Origin of the sequence: Actinocrinis sp., from assembly GCF_035946395.1 — a bacterium.
Classification (GTDB): domain Bacteria; phylum Actinomycetota; class Actinomycetes; order Streptomycetales; family Catenulisporaceae; genus Actinocrinis.
Map to the genome: position 1 here is coordinate 1 of NZ_DASYZI010000429.1, position 18,769 is coordinate 18,769.

General features: G+C 68.8%; 14 protein-coding genes. 9 read left to right on the forward strand and 5 right to left on the reverse strand.

All coding sequences use genetic code 11. The features are described from left to right. From VGS97_RS27020 to VGS97_RS27040, 5 genes are all read right to left on the reverse strand, one after another. Positions 1-1,187, reverse strand: a 1,187-nt coding sequence (locus VGS97_RS27020) for a DUF2079 domain-containing protein (RefSeq protein WP_326856485.1), incomplete at its 3' end; no start/stop codon positions are given. 241 nt (positions 1,188-1,428) lie between these two features. Further along, the gene (locus tag VGS97_RS27025) at positions 1,429-1,764 is read right to left on the reverse strand and encodes a hypothetical protein (protein ID WP_326856486.1); all 336 of its coding nucleotides are present in this window, start codon (positions 1,762-1,764) and stop codon (positions 1,429-1,431) included. Between the two features lie 12 nt (positions 1,765-1,776). Beyond that, entirely contained in the window at positions 1,777-2,667 is an 891-nt protein-coding gene (otsB, locus tag VGS97_RS27030) for a trehalose-phosphatase (protein WP_326856487.1), read from the reverse strand. 73 nt (positions 2,668-2,740) lie between these two features. Continuing rightward, entirely contained in the window at positions 2,741-4,096 is a 1,356-nt protein-coding gene (locus VGS97_RS27035; protein WP_326856488.1) for a helix-turn-helix domain-containing protein, read from the reverse strand. A gap of 285 nt (positions 4,097-4,381) precedes the next feature. Then, the gene (locus VGS97_RS27040) at positions 4,382-5,548 is read right to left on the reverse strand and encodes a geranylgeranyl reductase family protein (RefSeq protein ID WP_326856489.1); all 1,167 of its coding nucleotides are present in this window, start codon (positions 5,546-5,548) and stop codon (positions 4,382-4,384) included. A gap of 579 nt (positions 5,549-6,127) precedes the next feature. Between VGS97_RS27040 and VGS97_RS27045 the strand changes: the two genes are divergently transcribed. From VGS97_RS27045 to VGS97_RS27085, 9 genes are all read left to right on the forward strand, one after another. Next, positions 6,128-7,120: an ABC transporter permease gene (locus VGS97_RS27045; protein ID WP_326856490.1), complete on the forward strand. Its 993-nt coding sequence runs from the start codon at positions 6,128-6,130 to the stop codon at positions 7,118-7,120. 70 nt (positions 7,121-7,190) lie between these two features. Further along, entirely contained in the window at positions 7,191-9,017 is a 1,827-nt protein-coding gene (locus VGS97_RS27050) for an ABC transporter substrate-binding protein (protein WP_326856491.1), read from the forward strand. Positions 9,018-9,151: 134 nt separating this feature from the next. Next, the gene (locus tag VGS97_RS27055) at positions 9,152-10,153 is read left to right on the forward strand and encodes an ABC transporter permease (RefSeq protein ID WP_326856492.1); all 1,002 of its coding nucleotides are present in this window, start codon (positions 9,152-9,154) and stop codon (positions 10,151-10,153) included. Further along, positions 10,150-11,235, forward strand: coding sequence for an ABC transporter ATP-binding protein (locus tag VGS97_RS27060; RefSeq protein WP_326856493.1), 1,086 nt, complete (start codon positions 10,150-10,152; stop codon positions 11,233-11,235). The genes VGS97_RS27055 and VGS97_RS27060 overlap by 4 nt, the downstream gene beginning before the upstream one ends. An 11-nt stretch (positions 11,236-11,246) precedes the next feature. After that, positions 11,247-12,281, forward strand: a complete 1,035-nt coding sequence (locus VGS97_RS27065; RefSeq protein ID WP_326856494.1) for a dipeptide ABC transporter ATP-binding protein — start codon at positions 11,247-11,249, stop codon at positions 12,279-12,281. Positions 12,282-12,664: 383 nt separating this feature from the next. Then, positions 12,665-13,642: an ABC transporter permease gene (locus tag VGS97_RS27070; protein WP_326856495.1), complete on the forward strand. Its 978-nt coding sequence runs from the start codon at positions 12,665-12,667 to the stop codon at positions 13,640-13,642. After that, a complete protein-coding gene (locus VGS97_RS27075; protein ID WP_326856496.1) occupies positions 13,642-14,628 on the forward strand; it encodes an ABC transporter permease in 987 nt (328 codons plus the stop codon). The genes VGS97_RS27070 and VGS97_RS27075 overlap by 1 nt, the downstream gene beginning before the upstream one ends. Positions 14,629-14,663: 35 nt before the next feature. Continuing rightward, a complete protein-coding gene (locus tag VGS97_RS27080; protein ID WP_349262280.1) occupies positions 14,664-16,751 on the forward strand; it encodes an ABC transporter ATP-binding protein in 2,088 nt (695 codons plus the stop codon). A gap of 120 nt (positions 16,752-16,871) precedes the next feature. Continuing rightward, a complete protein-coding gene (locus tag VGS97_RS27085) occupies positions 16,872-18,566 on the forward strand; it encodes an ABC transporter family substrate-binding protein (protein ID WP_326856498.1) in 1,695 nt (564 codons plus the stop codon). The last annotated feature ends 203 nt before the right edge of the window (positions 18,567-18,769 follow it).

The following is an 18,769-nucleotide window of genomic DNA, read 5'->3' on the forward strand; positions in this document are numbered from 1 at the left end:
GTCAGCCAGCGGGCCAGCCTCGCCGCACCGTCCACCGCGCCGAGGAAGAGCATCGGCAGCAGGAAGGCGTTGTAGTGGTACGGCATCTGCCAGTACAACTGGTTCATCGAAAGGAACCGCTCGACCAGCAGCGGCGCGGCCATCAGGCTCAGCGGCGAGAGCAGGCACAGGCCCAGCACCGGCCGCAGCAGCATGTGCAGCGTCTTCTTCTTGACCGGCGAGTTGAGCAGCGTGTGGAACACGGTCCCCGGGTGGCCGAGCATCGAGTGCAGCGCCGCCGTCGGCGTGGCGCCGAACTCGGTGTAGGTGAAGTTCCGGGTCGGGCTGCCGCCGAAGTGCGGCAGCAGCACCTTGTTGACCAGCAGGACCATGCCGAGGCCGATCGGCACCAGCGCCAGGAACCACAGCCGGTCGCGGCGCAGCACCGCGCCGAGCGCGCGGCGGGGCGTACGCACTGCGCGGCGCACGAGACGCAGCCAGTCCAGCATCGTCGCGTCCTTGGCCGCGAGGTAGAGCCCGAAGACCGCGACGACGAATCCGAGGTCGTCCTTGACGCCGAGCAGCAGCAGGCTGATGAGCGCCGCCTGCCGCAGCCGCCCGGCCTGGGCCCGTTCCATCATCCAGAACATGATCGGGAGGGCGAGGAAGACCTCGTGGAACTCGAACCACAGCGCCTCTTGCAGCGGCCAGGACAGCCCGTAGGCCACCGCCACGAAGTACGCGGCGACGGCGCCGCCGAGCCGGAACTCGCCGACGGCGCGCCGGGTGAACAGCCACAGCGGGATGATCGGCAGCGCGGCGAGCACCCCGGTCTCGATCAGCAGCGTCTCGGGCCCGTCGTGGATCCAGTAGAACGGGGCGAGCAGCGCCAGCAGCGGGGTGAAGTGGTCGGAGAGTTGCAGTACGCCGGCGCTGTTCGGATTGCCGCCCAATCCGACGAACGGCGAGTGCGGGCCCATGAAGTGCGCGTAGCCCGAGATAGCCTGGTCGTACTCGCCGACATCGGCCAACCCGTCCCGCAGCGTGGCGTGCACACCCAGCAGATAAGCGGAGTAGACCGTCGCGAACAGTGCCGTGATCAGGCCCACGCCGAGGACGTGCGGCCAGCGGCGCGGATGCGCGTCCACGTTGGCGTGCGGCGTGATTTCACCGCCGATATCCGCGGACGAACTCGCGATAGCAGTCAACGGCCGACTCACCACTCCCGATTGCCCGAGGATCGGTCCTCCTGGGTAACGGCTTCGCGCGTCCTGTCCGCGTGCCCCCGCGGCGACCCTACCCTGAAGGGCTGGTGAAGACGGAATCCGGGGCCAAGCGGTCGGAAGGGGGGGTCGGAAGGCGATCTGAGCTGATCAGAGCTGATCGGAACGATCAGGGTGGCTGGAACGACCGGATTTCGCGTGAGCGCGGCCGATCGGGCGCAGCCGGTCAGAACTCGTGTGCGTGGCCGTCCTTGAGGATCTGCCTGCCGCGTTCGGCCATGGTCTCGGCGATGGCCGCCGTGCAACCTATACGCTCGGCGAGTTCGAGGTAGGTGATGCGGTCGAAACGGCGCGGGTCGGTCAGTTCCGCCGCCGCTATGGCCTGATACGCGCCGGCCCGGTCGGCGGCCGCCCGGAACGCCGTGTGCAGGTCGGTGGCGCGTTCAAGCAACTCCGCGGGGTCGGTGATCTCGTCGAGACCGAAGAACCGCTTTGCCTGCGGATCCTCGGCGGCGGGCTCGTACAACAGCGGCACGGGCCGCGTGCGGGGCTGCTCCTTCACCGCCCCAGTCTCTCACGGCGCGCCTGCGGTGCGATGGGCCGAGAGCAGGGAATTGAGCAGCGCCGGCACTCGCTGTGGGGCGGAGAGGCGCAGATCGGCGTGCCCGGCCAGCGCGGCGCCGCGGCCTTCCGCGGTCCCGACCGCGACCCGCACCGCGTGGAACCCGCGGTCCTGCGCGGCGAGCTTGTCCAGCGCGATGAAGGCGGGCAGGTCGCCGAGATCGTCGCCGAAGTACCAGGCGCCGGCCAGGCCGCTCGCGCGCTCCAGCACGATCGCGCCCTTGTCGGTGTCCAGCGGCGGCTTGAGTTCGACGACCATGCGGCCGTGCTGCCGCAGCAGGCCGTACGCCTCGGCCCGCTCGCTCGTCCACGCCTCGATGGCCGGCTCCAGCGCCGGAGCCGTGCGGAAGTGCAGCGAGACCGACAGCCGCTTGTCCTCGACCAGCGTTTCCGGAAAGGCGGCGCGCGCCTCGGCCACCACGCGCGCGATCACCGGGGTGTACGGCTCGGCCTGCGGGGCGGTGGCCACGGTCCGGCCGCCGTCCGAGGAGTATTCGAGCCCGTACAGGCCGTGCAGGCCGAGGCCGGGGATCGTGCCGAGGCGGCTGCCCAGGAAGGCGACCGGCCGGCCGGAGACCACCGCGACCAGGCCCGCCTCGGCGGTCAGCGCGGTCAGCGCGTCCAGCGCCCCGGGCACCGGCGCGACGGACTCGGGGTCGTCCTGGATGGGGGACAGCGTCCCGTCGAAGTCGATGAAGAACCCGTATTCGGCGAGCCGGCCGGCGGTGCGGGCCACGTGCTCGGCCGCAGGGTTCTCGGACGTGGTGTTCTCGACCACAGTGTTCTGGTCCCCGGTGTTCATGTGCCCGGTGTTCTCGTCTCCGGGGTTCTTGTCCGCAGTCACCCGACTAAGGTGCCTTACGGGGCTATTCGCCGCAAGCTGGTGCCCCGGAAGGCACCGCACCGGCTCGCTGATGTCAACGCAGGTCATGCAGCGCCAGTGCGGTCATCAGCAGGGCGACGCCGCGCGGCGTGGCCGGGTTCAGGCCCGTGAGTTCCGTTACTCTGTCCAGCCGGTTGTCCACGGTGTTCGGGTGCAGGCTGAGGCGGCGCGCGGTCCGTCGGCGGTCGTACTGCTCTTCGAGGAAGACGCGCACCGTACGCAGCAGGTCAGGACGGTCCGCCAACGGGTCGAGCAGGGCGCCCAACAGCTGCGCGCTCTCGTCCTGCCGGGTGAGGTGGTATTCGAGCAACACGTCATCGAGCGTGTATACGCCGGGAGGTTTGCCGAGCGCGCAGACCAGCCGCAGCACCTCCGCCGCTGTGGCGGCGACCGCGCCGACCTGGTCCGGCCGGTCCGCGACGGCGACCGCGATGCGGATCTCGTCACCCCAGACTTCGGACAATCGCCAGGAAAGTTCTTCGAGGAGCGTGGAGCCCGGGGTTGTTTCCGTGATGGTGGTGGCGGCGGTGGCTGTGGTGCTTGTGTCGGAGGTGGGTGAGTCCGAGTCGAGCGCGGTGCGGGGGACCAGTACGTGTCCGCCCGGCTGCTCCAGCAGCGCCGGGACCGGTCGGCCGAAGTACGCGTCAAGTGCCTGCTGTAAACGCAGCAGCTTGTGACGGATTGCCGCCTCGGACGCGGAGCGCACCGATTCGGGAACGTCGGTCACCGCCACTGTCACCGATACCTCGGCGTCCGGCCGCTGCTGTGGAATCGGACCGGCCACGCTGAGCATGCCGAGGCGCAATGCGAGCACCATCGCGCCCGTGCCGAGCCCGAATTCATCGAGTACCGCCGCATCCGGGAGCTGCGAGCCGGTCACCAGATCCCGCGCCAGTTCGCGGCGGCGGTCCCGGCGTGCCGCACTCAGCGCGGCCAACTCCTCCTGATACGCGCTGGCCACCTCGGTGATGGCTTCGTCCTGCGCGAGGAACAGCAGCCGCGCGATATCTGCGAGTGCTGTCGCCTCGTCCGCACGTGCCTCCTGCCGTAAGCCATCGAACAAGGCATATGTCGCGATGGTGTACGCACGCAGCAGCGTCGGCAGCGGCACGCCCTGCTCCACCCGCCGCAGCGCCCGCGTCCGGAACAGGGCTCGTAGATCCAGGTCCACCGGGACGCCGCGCAGTGTGCGCAGGAAGCCGCTGACCGCCTGCCGCAGCACAGCTTCGTGCTCTGCGTCACGCAGGACCTGATAGCCGGGCAACTGCACGCGCCATTGCGCCGCGATGCGCTCGATCAGGGCATCGAGTCGTTCTTCGCACCGCCGCGCCAGATCCCGCACCGCGTGCGGGTCGGCCCACCCCGCCTCGGCCGCGACGGGATCAGCCACCGAGCGAGTTGACATGACCGCTCCGCTATGACGTCACTGTTGTCCGGTACTGCTGTGTCAGGCCCCGTGCTAGACGAGGTTCGTGCTGGACGAGGTTCGTGCTCGACGACGTTCGTGCTCGACCACGTCTGCCCACACGACGAGCCTGGTGAAACGATGGTGTACCCACGTCACAGAACTCGTACTCATTAGTGTGCCAACAGAACGCGTTCGAGCGCTTGTCGCGTACGTGCTCTGTAGTAAGTGACGGCGGGGGCGGGGGGGACTTCTAGAAGGTAACGGGGCTCAGGAGATGACGCGCAGGCTCGCCTGGGCGGCTCGTGACCGCAGCAGTTCGGCGAAGGTCGCCCGGCCGTGACAGACCTCTGTGAAGGCGCGCCAGGCGATCGGCAGGGTGGTGACCGCGGCGTGGAAGAAACCCGGGCGCCGCTCGAACGCGGTCAGCAGCTGCAAGCCGGCGTCCATCTCCACCCCGAGCAGCTCCTCGACACGCTCCCGGTACTCGTCGGTCGCCGCGGACACGGCGGCCGTGTCGGGCGACCCGGCCAGCCGCGCGGCCGCCTCGCCGGCCAGCCGGCCCGAACGCAGCGCGAACGAGATGCCCTCACGGGTCCACGGCTCCAGCAGCCCCGCCGCGTCGCCCGCGACCACGACCCGGCCGCGGGACAGCGGCGAGTCCGCGGTGCGGCAACGGGTCAGGTGGCCGGACTCGGTCGCGGCCGGGAACCCGGCCAGGCCGAGCTGCTCGATGAACTCCCGGTAGTAGGCGCGCGTCGCCTCGCCGCCGCCGCGCGCGGCGATCACGCCGACGGTGAGCGTGTCGCCCTTGGGGAACACCCATCCGTAGGAACCACGCAGCGGTCCCCAGTCGACCAGCACCCGCCCGGCCCAGTGCTCTGCCACGTCTGGCGGAACCGGGATCTCCGCTTCGAGCCCGAGATCGACCTGGCGGCACGTCACCCCGACGTACCGGCCGAGCCGGCTGGCCGAACCGTCCGCGCCGACCACCGCGCGGGCGGCGAGCCGCGAGCCGTCGGCGAGGGTGAGCACAGCCGGCCCCTCGCCGTCCGGCTGCTGTTCGACGCCGGTCACTGTCACGCCCTCGTGCAACCGGACGCCCGCCTCCACCGCGGCCTTGGCCAGCGCGTGGTCGAAGTCGGCCCGGTTGACAAGGGTCAGCAGCCCGCCCTCGCGGTCCCGCCGCGTCCTGGCCCGCCGCCCCCGGTGGGTGAACGAGATCGCGTCGATCCGCTGGCGCACCGGCGGTTCGAAACCCGGGGGCAGCGCCTGGCGGGACAGCCCGATCAGCCCCCCGCCACAGGTCTTGTACCGGGGGAGGGCCGCCTTCTCCAACAGCGCGACCCGCGCGCCGCCCTCCGCGGCGACCCGCGCGGCGGTCGCCCCGGCCGGACCGGCGCCGACCACGGCCACATCCCAGGAAGTCTCGATCACGAGACACCAGGTTATCCGGGCGCCGAGGAGACGTTATCCGGGCACCGGGTCCGGGCCGCCCCGGTTTCGGCGGTGGCGCTGCCCGGCAACGATTCGGCCACGAATCGCGCAGGCGCTGAACCGAACGGCTGAAGGTATTGTCACCACGATATGACGGGCCGCCTACCACGAGTGCCGGATGAACAGGCCGTCGCTACGCCAGGAACTCGAAGCGATACGCGTTCCATCACAGTTCGGACACACATTGCCTTATGGGTGTTCCATGACCGTAGAACTCCGAGGATTGTTCTCCGAAGACGGAGCGTGGTAGGAATTCCCGCCAGTGGCACCGTGCGCCCCGCGCCGGTGACCAGGCCGCCCATGCTCGGGCGACCCAAGGCGGCCGCCCGCCGCTCCGGACCGCGGGATCGACCGCGCCGCCGGCGCGATCGGGTCTCGTCCGCACGTACGCAGTGAGGACACCACCGATCCACCGAGCTGAAGCATGGCCGAACACCAGGTAGATTCCAACGTAACCGTATCGATCACCGAACAGGTCCCGACGGGTTCCGCCGCGAACGACGAGGACGCAATAAAACGATGACTGTGCCGAACACGGCGGCAGACGCAGCCGCCGACATGGGTGCGCCGGCGATCCCGGCAGCCGCCCTTATCGAGGGCCGCTCCCTGGGCCGGATCGCCTGGGACCGGTTCAAGCGCGACAAGATCGCGATGGCCAGCGGCGGGTTCATCCTGCTGTTGATCCTGCTCGCGATCTTCGCGGACGTCATCAACCATGCGATGGGCCTGGATCCGAACGTCTTCAACGGCAACCTGATCGACACGGGGACGCTGCTGCCGATCGGCCCGCGCGGCGGGATGAGCCTGGCCCACCCGTTCGGGCTAGAACCGACCAACGGCCGCGATCTGTTCGCCCGGATCGTCGTGGGCGTACGGCCGACCCTCATCGTCGCGCTGGCGGCGACCGCCGTGCAGATGATCGTGGGCATCATCATCGGGGCCGTCGCCGGCTACTTCGGCAGCTGGACCGACGCCGTGCTGTCCCGGATCACCGACATCTTCCTGGCCTTCCCGATCCTGATCTTCCTGATCGCGATCGGTTCGATCATCCCGGTCAACGCCTTCGGGCTGAGCGGCTGGTCGCTGCACATCGTCGTGATGGTCGTGGTGATCGGCGTGTTCTCCTGGGCCTACCAGGCACGTCTGATCCGCGGCCTGGTGCTCTCGCTGCGCGAACGCGAGTTCGTCGACGCGGCGCGGCTGCTCGGCGCCCGGCCGAGCCGGATCATCTTCCGCGAGATCCTGCCCAACCTCGCCAGCCCGATCCTGGTGTACACCTCGCTGGCGATCCCGGCGAACATCGTGCTCGAGGCTTACCTGTCCTTCCTCGGTGTCGGCACTCCGCCGCCGAACGCCTCGTGGGGCCAGATGCTGTCGACCGCCGTGGACTCCTACTCGGTGGACCCGACGTTCATGCTGGTCCCCGGCCTCGCCGTGTTCCTCACCGTGCTCGCCTTCAACCTCTTCGGGGACGGCCTGCGCGACGCCCTCGACCCCCGGGCCGGCCGCTAGAAGCGACCTCTCCCGGTTTCCAACAGAAAACCCCTGTAGTTGCGCAGTCCTGGAAAGGGGCATTCACGGAATGCAGCGTACAACCAAGATCGCCGCTGCGGCGGCGGCAGCCGCACTGGTGGCGTCCGTCGCCACCTCGTGCAGCAGTAGTAAGACCACTGCCGGCGGCGGCAGCAGCACCGGCACGACGACGGTCAACCCCGCCGACACAATTTCGTTCAACTACGCCACTACTGGGGTAGTGAACCCGTCCACGAAGAAGGGCGGGACGCTGATTCTGGGTGGTACCCAGGACCTGGACTCGGTGGACCCGGTCAACCAGTACTACGCGTACTCGTGGAACTTCTCGCGGTACTACGCGCGCACGCTGATGACGTACAAGGTCGGTGCGCCCGGCTCGCCGTCGACGTCGCTGGTGCCCGGCCTGGCCGCCGCGGCGCCGACCGTCTCCTCCGACGGCAAGACCTGGACGGTGCAGATCCGTTCGGGCCTGAAGTTCTCCAACGGCGAGGACATCACCTCGAAGGACGTCAAGTACGCGATCGAGCGTTCTTACGCGCTGGACACGGTCAACCCGGCCGGCCCGGAGTACTTCTCGTCGATTCTGACGGACGGCACCTACCCGGGTCCGTACAAGGACAAGGCGGCCGACCACCTGGGTCTGACCGGTGTCGACACACCGGATGACACCACGCTGGTCTTCCACCTGGTCGCCCCGTACGGCGACTTCCCGTACGTGCTGACGCTGCCGCAGACCGCGCCGGTGCCGATCGACGTGGACTCCACGCCGAAGACCGGTGGCCTGAACTACACGGGCGCGACCGTGGTCTCCTCGGGTCCGTACATGATCTCGTCGTACACGGCGGGCAAGGACATCGAGCTGTCGCGCAACCCGAACTGGTCGGCGGCCAGCGACCCGGTGGACCCGGCGCTGCCGGACAAGATCTCGGTCAAGACGGACTGGGACCCGAACCAGCTGGACGCGGCGATCCTGGCCGGCACGGTTGACGCGGAGTACGACGGCGGTGGCCTCCAGACCGCGGACGTGGCCAAGGCCCTGGAAAACCCGACTCAGAAGAAGTACACGGACAACCCGGCGGCCAACGCGACCCGGTACGTGACCATCGACCAGGACGTGGCGCCGTTCGACAACATCCACTGCCGCAAGGCCGTGGCGTACGCGCTGAACAAGGTTGACCTGATCAACGCGCGTGGCGGCTCGATCGCGGGCGCGAAGGAAGCCAACTCGATGCTGCCTCCGGGCGTGCCGGGGCACACCGACGCCAACGCGTACCCGACCGGCGCGGACAACAAGGGCGACCTGACCACGGCGAAGTCGGAGCTGGCCGCGTGCGGCAAGCCCAACGGCTTCTCCACCGGCATCATCACGGCGAACGCGGGCAAGGGCCCGGGCTTCGCGACCGCGCTGCAGAACGCGCTGGCTCGCGTCGGGATCACCACGCAGATCACGCAGGTCGAGGGCTCGAAGTACTACAGCCAGAACCTCCAGCGCCCCGACGTCATGAAGCAGAAGGACCTGGGTCTCGGCGCAGCGGGCTGGGGCCCGGACTGGCCGACCGGCTTCGGCTTCTTCTCGCAGATCACCGACGGCCGCCTGCTCTCGGCGACCAGCAGCGGCTCGAACTACGGCCGGCTGAACGACCCGAAGGTCAACAGCCTGCTCGACCAGATGAAGGCCGCCACCACCGCGGCGCAGACCGCGGCGCTGTCGACCCAGGTCGACAACCAGGTCATGTCCGACGCGGTCTACATCCCGTATGGCTACGACACGCTGCTGCTCGCCCGTGGTAAGAACGTGACGAACTACTACATCACGAACGCTTACAACGGCGAAGTGGACCTGGCCGCGCTCGGCACCACCGTCGGCTCGTCCTGAGCCTGAGCCCGGCCCCGGCCGGAAAGGCAGACCCTCCTTTCGCGAGCAGAACTGGAAGCAGGTGAAGGCGTAGAGCGGCACGGGGGCGGATCTCCGATCGAGATCCGCCCCCATGCCGGAACCGGCCGATATCAGTGTTCGCTTACATAGTCAGACGACTCTTCCAGGCCGCGCTGGTGGTCCTGGTCGTGAGCATCATCACGTTCATCATCTCGTACGTCATGCCACAGTGGTTCGGCGAGGACCTCGCCAGGACCTACGCGGGCAAGGGCGCGACCCCGGACACCTACCGGGCGATCGCGCACGGTCTCGGGTTCGACCGGCCGCTGGTCGTACAGTACGGGTCGTACCTCAAGGCGATCTTCGTCGGGCGCAGTTTCGTCGACGGCGGCGCCGTCTTCAACTGCCCGGCGCCCTGCCTCGGCTACTCCTACATCAGCCACCAGTTGGTGTGGCAGAAACTGATCGCCGACTTCCCGGTGACCTTCTCGCTGGCCATCAGCGCGGCGGTGCTGTGGCTGTTCTTCGGCGTGCTGGCCGGCGTCGTGGCCGCGCTCTACAAGGGCCGGCTCGCGGACCGCTCGATCATCCTCGTCGCGCTGGCCGGCATCTCGATGCCGGTGAACTTCACCGCGCTGGTGGCCGCGCTGCTGGTGCAGTACCAGTTCCACATCATGGACCAGATCCAGTACATCGGCTTCAGCCAGGACCCCTACGGCTGGGCCCGCAACATCTTCTTCCCCGCCCTGGTCCTGGCGTTCATCTCGGCCGCCGCCTACGCTCGGATCACGAGATCCACCATGCTGGACACGCTGAGCGAGGACTACGTGCGCACCGCGCGGGCCAAGGGTCTGCCCGAGCGCACCGTGGTCGGCAAGCACGCCATGCGCGCCATCTACACGCCGATCATCACGATGTTCGGCCTCGACTTCGGCTACCTGCTCGGCGGCGCGGTGGTCACCGAGAAGATCTTCGGCTTCCACGGGATCGGCCTCGACGCGATCCTCGCGATCGGCAACAGCGACATCCCGGTGGTCATGGGTGTCACGCTGTTCGCGGCCTTCTTCATCGTGATCGCCAACCTGGTAGTGGACCTGCTGTACGGAGTGCTCGACCCGCGAGTGAGGGTGGGATGACGGAAGACAGGGTTATCGCCACCGCCGACGCGGCCTTGCAGGGCCCGGAGGCGTTCCTCGACGTGCGGGACCTCAAGGTGTACTTCCAGACCGAGGACGGTCTGGTGCGCGCCGTGGACGGCGTCTCGTTCCGGCTTGAGCGCGGCCAGACCCTCGGCATCGTGGGCGAGTCCGGCTCCGGCAAGTCGGTCACCTCGCTGTCGCTGATGGGGCTGCACGGCCGGGCGAACAAGCGCGGGCGCGGCGGGGCGATCATGCAGGGCGAGATCTGGCTGGACGGCCAGGAACTCGTGCACGCCGACCCCGGCGAGGTACGCGAGCTGCGCGGCGAGAAGATGGCCATGGTCTTCCAGGACCCGCTCTCCTCGCTGCACCCGTACTACAAGGTCGGCGACCAGATCGCCGAGGCCTACCGGGTACACGAGAAGGTCTCGAAGTCCGCCGCGTACAAGCGCGCGGTCGAGATGCTCGAACGGGTCGGCATCCCACAGCCCGCGCAGCGCGCCGGCGACTACCCGCACCAGTTCTCCGGCGGTATGCGGCAGCGTGCGATGATCGCGATGGCGCTGGTGTGCAATCCGCAGCTGCTGATCGCGGACGAGCCGACCACGGCGCTGGACGTGACCGTGCAGGCGCAGATCCTGGACCTGATGCGGGATCTACAGCGCGAGTTCAACAGCGCTCTGATCATCATCACGCATGATCTGGGCGTGGTCGCGGAGCTGGCCGACGACATCATGGTGATGTACGCGGGCAGGGCGATGGAGTACGGCCCGGCCAAGTCGGTGTTCGCGGATCCCGAGCATCCTTACACCTGGGGTCTGCTCGGCTCGATGCCGCGCCTCGACCGCCCGGTGATGGAGCGGCTGCTGCCGATCGCGGGCAACCCGCCGTCGCTGATCAACGTGCCGTCCGGCTGCCCGTTCCACCCCCGCTGCGCCTTCGGCGAGCGCAATCAGGGCCGCTCGGAGTCCGAGGTGCCCGAGCTGCTGCCGGTCGACTCGCGTCACCTGGTGCGCTGCCATCTCACCTCGTCCGACCGCAGGCAGATCTTCACCGAGGAAATCCGGCCACACCTATGAGCACTGCATCCATGAGCACTGGGACGACGACGGAAGAGCTGCTGTCCGTCACCGGCCTACAGAAGCACTTCCCGATCCGGCGTGGCCTGCTGCGCCGGACGGTGGGCGCGGTCAAGGCGGTCGACGGCATCGATCTGACCGTCCACACGGGCGAGACGCTGGGCCTGGTGGGGGAGTCCGGCTGCGGCAAGTCGACCACCGGCCGGTTGCTCACCCGTCTGCTTGAGCCGACCGGGGGCCAGGTCGTCTTCGAGGGGCGCGACATCACCCACCTGGGTGCTGGAGCGCTGCGGCCGCTGCGGCGGGACATCCAGATGGTGTTCCAGGACCCGCAGTCCTCGCTCAACCCGCGCCAGACGGTCGGCGCGATCGTCTCGGCGCCTTTCCAGATCCAGGGGATCAAGACTCCGCAGGGCACGAAGCGCGCGGTGCAGGACCTGCTGGAGCTGGTGGGCCTCTCGCCGGAGCACTACAACCGGTACCCGCACGAGTTCTCCGGCGGCCAGCGCCAGCGGATCGGGATCGCGCGGGCGATCGCGCTGCGGCCGCGGCTGATCGTGGCGGACGAGCCGGTCTCCGCGCTCGACGTGTCGATCCAGGCGCAGGTGGTGAACCTGTTCGAGGACTTGCAGGCGGAGCTGAACCTCGCCTACGTCTTCATCGCGCACGACCTGTCCGTGGTGCGGCACATCTCGGACCGGGTGGCGGTGATGTACCTGGGCAAGGTGGTGGAGATCGCGGCCCGGGACGACCTGTACGAGCGGCCGCTGCATCCGTACACGAACGCGCTGCTCTCCGCGGTGCCGATTCCGGATCCGTCGCGCAAGCAGGAGTCGGGCCGTGAGCGCATCCTGCTCAGCGGCGACGTGCCCTCGCCGATCAACCCGCCGTCCGGCTGCCGGTTCCGCACCCGGTGCTGGAAGGCGCAGGAGATATGCGCCGCCGTCGAGCCCCCGCTGGAGGTCAAGAACGCGGGCGGTATTACGCAGATGGCCGCGTGCCACTTCCCGGTGATGGCCGACGAGGGCGTGAGCACCTCCGCCTAGTACGCCGTGCGGCGCGCACAGCCGAACCCCGCGGTCGCGAGAGGAAGTGGCCGCGGGTGAATCCGAGGGCTGCGCGCTGATCAAGGGTTTTCCCTTTGGCAAGGGTAATCCCCATATCTCAGAACCCCCATTGACGCCCTTTCATCATTCGCGTAATGGGGACGAAATTCCGTGTCTTTTGCTGTGCCTTTCCGTAATTAGTTCTTGATCTGCCGGCTCTGGACAGCACCGGCCACTCGCCGTCAATCTGAGTCAGCAGACGGCGGCGCATCGCGATGCCGACCCACCGGGCCGGGCCGTCGAACGATCCGGGAATTCCCGGTGCCGGCACGGAGCGAAAGCCACTCCCGCCGACGCCGCACGGCCAGGCGAGGGAGTGGCGGGTGAGCGCGTATCTGCTACGCAGATTGCTCAATTACTTGATCCTCACGTTCGTCGGCGCCTCCGTCGCCTACCTCCTGGCGGCGCTCGCGCTGAATCCGAAGTCGAACTACGAGGGCAAGCACCCCACGCCGCCGCCCGGGGTCATCACCCAGATGCTCGACGAGAGGAACCTGAACCCTGACACCGACGTCTTCGTGCGCTACGGGCACTGGCTCGACGGCCTCGCGCACGGCGACTTCGGCACCGAGGTGCAGGGCGGCTCGGTCGGTCAGGATCTCGCCCGCCGCGTCGGGGTCTCCGCACGGCTGCTGCTGTTCGCCACGGTCATCGGCTCGGTCGGCGGCATCGCCCTCGGCGCGTGGAACGCGGTGCGCCAGTACCGGGCCAGCGATCAGCTCTCCGCCCTCGGCTCCTTCCTGCTGATCTCCACCCCGGTGTTCGCCCTGGCGATCCTGCTCAAGGCGCTCGCCATCTGGTTCAACAACGCCAGCGGGACCAGCTTCTTCCAGTTCGACAACGAGTACGACGCGACCATCACGGCGTTCTGGCCGCAGCTGCTCAGCCGCGCCCAGCACCTGGTGCTGCCGACGGTCTCACTCGTGCTCGGCGAGATCGCCATCCTCAGCAGATATCAGCGTTCCACGATGCTGGACGTGTTGGGAAGCGATTTTCTGCGCACCGCGCGCGCCAAGGGGCTGACCCGGCGCAAGGCGATCTACAAGCACGGCCTGCGCACCGCGATCATCCCGGTGATGACCTTCCTGGTGTACAACACGGTGCTGCTGTTCACCGGCGCCACCTTCACCGAGACCATCTTCGACTGGAACGGCATGGGGCAGTGGGCGGTGACCTCGATTCAGGGCAATGACACCAATGCGGTCGCCGCGGTCTCGCTGTTCGTCGCGGGACTGGTGCTGATCGCCGGGCTGGTCTCCGAGATCGCCTACGCGGCGCTGGACCCGCGGGTGCGTGCCTGATGAGCGCGCTGGACGCCGCGAAGGAACTCGGCGAGGGCGCCCTCGCCCCGTCCTCCGCCACCGGCCGGGGCCGCGGCAGGCTGCTGATGCGCCGCTTCGCCCGCAACCGGCTGGCCCTGTTCGGCCTGGTCGTCATCGTGCTGCTGTTCCTGGCGGCGTACCTCGGCCCGTACCTGACGCACTGGCAGCTGACCGACATCGACTTCGACAACTTCCAGACCCGCCCGTCCCCGACCCACTGGTTCGGCACCACGCAGACCGGCCAGGACATGTTCGTGCTCACCATGCGCGGCGCGCAGAAGTCCCTGGTGATCGGCCTGATCGGCGGCCCGCTGACCACGGCCATCGCGGCGCTGGTCGGCTCGGTGGCCGGGTACCTGGGCGGCTGGGTGGACCGGGTGCTGGTCTGGTTCATCGACGTGATGCTGGTGATGCCCTCGTTCCTGCTGCTGGCCATCCTCTCGCCGACCTTCAAGGGCAAGACCTGGCTGCTGTTCGTGGTGCTGCTGGCCGCCTTCGCCTGGATGGTCAGCGCCCGGATCGTGCGCTCGCTGACCATGACCCTCAAGAACCGCGAGTTCGTGCTCGCCGCCCGGTACATGGGCGTGCCCGCGCCGAAGATCATCCTGCGGCACATCCTGCCGAACATGGCCTCGCTGCTGATCATCGACGCGACGATCGGCGTGGCGGTGACCATCCTCGGCGAGTCGGGCCTGTCCTACTTCGGCTTCGGCATCCAGCCGCCGGACGTCTCGCTCGGCACCCTGATCAGCGCCGGGCAGCAGGACGTGAACACCTATCCGTGGCTGTTCCTCTTCCCGGCCGGGATCCTCGTGGCGATCATCCTCGCGGTGAACTTCGTCGGCGACGGGCTGCGCGACGCGCTGGACCCGAACTCCTCCGGGGCCAAGGCGAGGGCGAAGCGCCGCGCGGACGCCCCGGCCGACGAGCTGCCCGGCGAGACCGTAGTGGAGATCGCGCAGTGACCCAGGTGTATCAGGAGTCTTCACACGGCCCGGCGATGACCGGCGACGCGGTGCTGGAGGTGCGCGACCTGTCGGTCGCCTTCCCCTCCGAGGCGGGCACGGTCGAGGCGGTGCGCGGGGTGGGCTACCGGCTGCGCCGCGGCGAGGTGCTCGGCATCGTCGGCGAGTCGGGATCCGGCAAGTCGGTCTCCGCGATGGCCGTGCTCGGCCTGCTGCCGGAGAGCGCGCAGGTCTCCGGGTCGATCCTGCTGGACGGCCGCGAGCTGCTCGGGCTGCACGACGACGAGATGTCGAAGATCCGCGGCAAGGCGATGGCGATGGTCTTCCAGGACCCGCTCTCCGCGCTCACCCCGGTCTACTCGATCGGCACCCAGATCATCGAGGCCTTACAGATCCACGGCGAGATACCCAAGGACCGGGCCCGCGCCCGCGCGATCGAGCTGCTCGACCTGGTCGGCATCCCGGACCCCAGGCGCCGGGTGGACGCCTTCCCGCACGAGTTCTCCGGCGGCATGCGCCAGCGCGCGATGATCGCCATGGCGATCGCCAACGACCCCGAGGTGATCATCGCCGACGAGCCGACCACGGCGCTCGACGTGACCATCCAGGCGCAGATTCTCGACGTGCTGAAGGTGGCCAAGGAGGCCACCGGCGCGGCGATCGTGATGATCACGCACGACCTCGGCGTCGTCGCGGGATTCGCCGACCGGGTGATGGTCATGTACGCGGGCAAGCCGGTGGAGACCGGCACCGTCGACGAGCTCTACTACAGCCCGCGGATGCCTTACACGATCGGCCTGCTCGGCTCGATCCCGCGGATCGACGAGGGCGCCAAGCACGCCCTGGTGCCGATCGAGGGAAACCCGCCGTCGCTGGTGAACCTGCCGCCCGGCTGCCCCTTCCGGGCCCGCTGCCCGGTCGCCGTGCCCGTCTGCGCCACCGTCGAGCCCGTCTGCGCCACCGTCGAGCCCGACCTGGTCCCGGCGGTCGCCGGCGACCACCCCTCGGCCTGCCACCGGCGCGCCGAGCTGGCTGCCGGCACGCTGACCGCGGCCGACGTCTTCCCGGTGCCGGAGCTGCCCGAGGCGCCGGCCGCGCGGCCGGACCGGGCGCAGCGCCCGGCAGTGCTCGAACTCGACGACGTGTACCGGCACTTCCCGCTGACCGTCGGCACCGTGATCAAGCGGCGCATCGGCACCGTGCGCGCGGTGGACGGCATCTCCTTCGACATCCGCTCCGGCGAGACGCTGGGCTTGGTGGGCGAGTCCGGCTGCGGCAAGACGACCACCCTGCTGGAGATCCTGAACCTGGCCGACCCGTCGCAGGGCACGATCGCCGTCTTCGGCAGGCGCACCGGGGGCCTGAAGCGGGCCGAGCGCAAGCTGCTGCGCCGGGACATCCAGGTGGTCTTCCAGGATCCGATGGCCGCCCTCGACCCACGCCTGCCGGTCTACGACATCCTCGCCGAGCCGCTGAGCACACACGGCTGGGCGAAGAACCGGATCGCCGCGCGGGTGGACGAGCTGCTGAGGCTGGTCGGCCTGGAGCCCGGGCACGCGAGCCGGTTCCCCGCCGAGTTCTCCGGCGGCCAGCGCCAGCGCATCGGCATCGCCCGCGCCCTGGCGCTTGACCCGAAGGTGGTCATCCTCGACGAGCCGGTCTCGGCCCTCGACGTGTCCATCCAGGCGGGGATCATCAACCTGCTCGACGAGCTCAAGGCGCGACTCGATCTCAGTTATCTGTTCGTCGCGCACGACCTGTCGGTGGTCCGGCACGTCGCCGACCGGATCGCGGTCATGTACCTCGGGCGCATCGTCGAGATCGGAGACACCGCCTCGGTCTTCAACCAGCCTACGCACCCTTACACGCAGGCGCTGCTGTCCGCGATCCCGGTGCCCGACCCGCGCAAGGAGCGCGAGCGCCGCAGGATCCTGCTGGACGGCGACCTGCCCAGCCCGGCCGACGTGCCCTCCGGCTGCCGGTTCCGCAACCGCTGCCCGAAGTTCAAGGCGCTCGGCGAGACCGACCGGACGCGGTGCGCCGAGCAGGACCCTCAGCTCACCGCGCAGGGCCCGGACCAACAGTCGGCGTGCCACTACGCGGCCGTCCTGCACGTGGTCTGAGACGCCCCCGGGCCGGCCGCGCCGGCCCACCGACACGTCCGGCGGCCGATGCCGCCCGCCGGCCGAACCATCCACGATGTCCAGCACATGCCACCGACAATGAAAGACAGGGGAGGCGAGATGCGATCCACCCGGATCGGCGTCGGGCTGACCGCGGCAACGCTCGCGGTCACACTCGGCGCGAGCGCGTGCTCAAGTTCGAAGTCGACGTCGTCCAAGCCCAACACCGCGCCGAAGGCGAGCGTGAACGACGTCAACCCGGTCGACCGCTCGAAGCTGAAGCAGGGTGGCACGCTCACCTGGCCGATCGACCAGTTCTCCACCCAGTGGAACTACAACGAGGCGGACGGCCCGGAGACCTCGACCAACGACGTCGACCTGGCGCTGCTGCCGACCCCGTTCCACTTCGACGCAGGCGGCACCCCGTACGCCGACACCGACTACCTGGCCGGCGAGCCGGCGGTGACCACCGTGGCCGGCAAGCAGACGGTGACCTACGAGCTGAACCCGAAGGCCAAGTGGTCCGACGGCACGGCGATCACCGAGGCCGACTTCGCGGCCCAGTGGAAGGCGCTCAACGGCGTCAACAGCGCGTTCAACGTCGCCTCGACCGTCGGCTACTCGCAGATCTCGAACGTGGCGGCGGGCAAGAGCCCCGAGGAGGTCGTGGTCACCTTCTCCAGCAACTTCGCCGACTGGAAGTCGCTGTTCTCGCCGCTGTACCCGGCCTCGACCAACGCCACCCCGGACGCGTTCAACAAGAGCTGGATCAACAAGATCCCGGTCACCGCGGGCCCGTTCAAGTTCAGCGCCTTCAACGCCACCGACAAGACGGTCACCGTGGTGCGCGACCCGAACTGGTGGGGCGACCCGGCCATCCTGGACAGCATCGTGTTCAAGACGGTGGACGTCTCGGCCGAGGCGGACGCCTTCGCCTCCGGCGAGATCGACTTCTTCGACATCGGCCCGTCGGCGACCAACTACAAGAAGGCCGCCGCGGTCAAGGCCGGCAAGATCCGGGTGGCCGGCGGCCCGAACTTCCGGCACGTGACGATGAACGGCAAGTCGCCGATGCTCAGCGACGTGCGGGTGCGCCAGGCCGTCGCCGAGGCGATCGACCGCGGCGCCATCGCCAAGTCGGACCTGGCCGGCCTGCCCTGGCCGGACCAGCCGCTGAACAACCACTTCTACGTCAACAACCAGAACGGCTACCAGAACAACGCCGGGGCGGTCGGCAAGTACGACCCGACCGCGGCCGGGGCGCTGCTCGACGCGGCCGGCTGGACGCAGGGCGGCGGCCAGTACCGCACCAAGGGCGGCCAGACCCTGGAGCTGAAGCTGGTCATCCCGGACGGCGTCCCGGTCTCCGCCAACGAGGGCACCCTGATGCAGAACTTCCTGGCGAAGGTCGGCATCAAGCTGGACATCGACGCGGTCAACTCGGACGACTTCTTCGACAAGTACGTCAACATCGGCCAGTTCGACCTGACGGTCTTCTCCTGGATCGGCAACCAGTTCCCGGTCTCGTCGAACGCGTCGATCTACCAGAACCCGCAGGGCAAGAACATCTTCCAGAACTACGCCCAGGTCGGCTCCTCGCAGATCGACGGCATGCTGACCACCGCGCAGGCCGACCTCGACGCGGCGCAGGCGGTCAAGGACACCAACGCGGTCGACGCGGCGATCTGGCAGGAAGCGGGAGTCGTCCCGTTCTACCAGCGCCCCGACTTCGTGGCCGAGAAGTCCAACCTGGCCAACTTCGGCGCCTTCGGCTTCGCCGACCGGGTCTACCAGAACATCGGCTTCACCAGCTGAGCCCGGCTCACGTTCGGCCCCGCGCTCCCTTCGTGGAGCGCGGGGCCGAGCTCGTTTCGAAGCGTCCGGGCATTTCGATTCGGCCTCGAATGAATATGACGCACCTCGCATGTTATGTGGTGAGTATTCCATATCGATGATATTCATATCCGCCACCACACGTGCGTGGACTGTCTGTAAGGGCCCTTCGAACTTGGCCGGGG

Coding starts and splice junctions, on each gene's coding strand:
- VGS97_RS27045 (WP_326856490.1), top strand. CDS start 6,128: ATGACTGTGCCGAACACGGCGGCAGACGCAGCCGCCGACATGGGTGCG.
- VGS97_RS27050 (WP_326856491.1), top strand. CDS start 7,191: ATGCAGCGTACAACCAAGATCGCCGCTGCGGCGGCGGCAGCCGCACTG.
- VGS97_RS27060 (WP_326856493.1), top strand. CDS start 10,150: ATGACGGAAGACAGGGTTATCGCCACCGCCGACGCGGCCTTGCAGGGC.
- VGS97_RS27065 (WP_326856494.1), top strand. CDS start 11,247: ATGAGCACTGGGACGACGACGGAAGAGCTGCTGTCCGTCACCGGCCTA.
- VGS97_RS27075 (WP_326856496.1), top strand. CDS start 13,642: ATGAGCGCGCTGGACGCCGCGAAGGAACTCGGCGAGGGCGCCCTCGCC.
- VGS97_RS27080 (WP_349262280.1), top strand. CDS start 14,664: ATGACCGGCGACGCGGTGCTGGAGGTGCGCGACCTGTCGGTCGCCTTC.
- VGS97_RS27085 (WP_326856498.1), top strand. CDS start 16,872: ATGCGATCCACCCGGATCGGCGTCGGGCTGACCGCGGCAACGCTCGCG.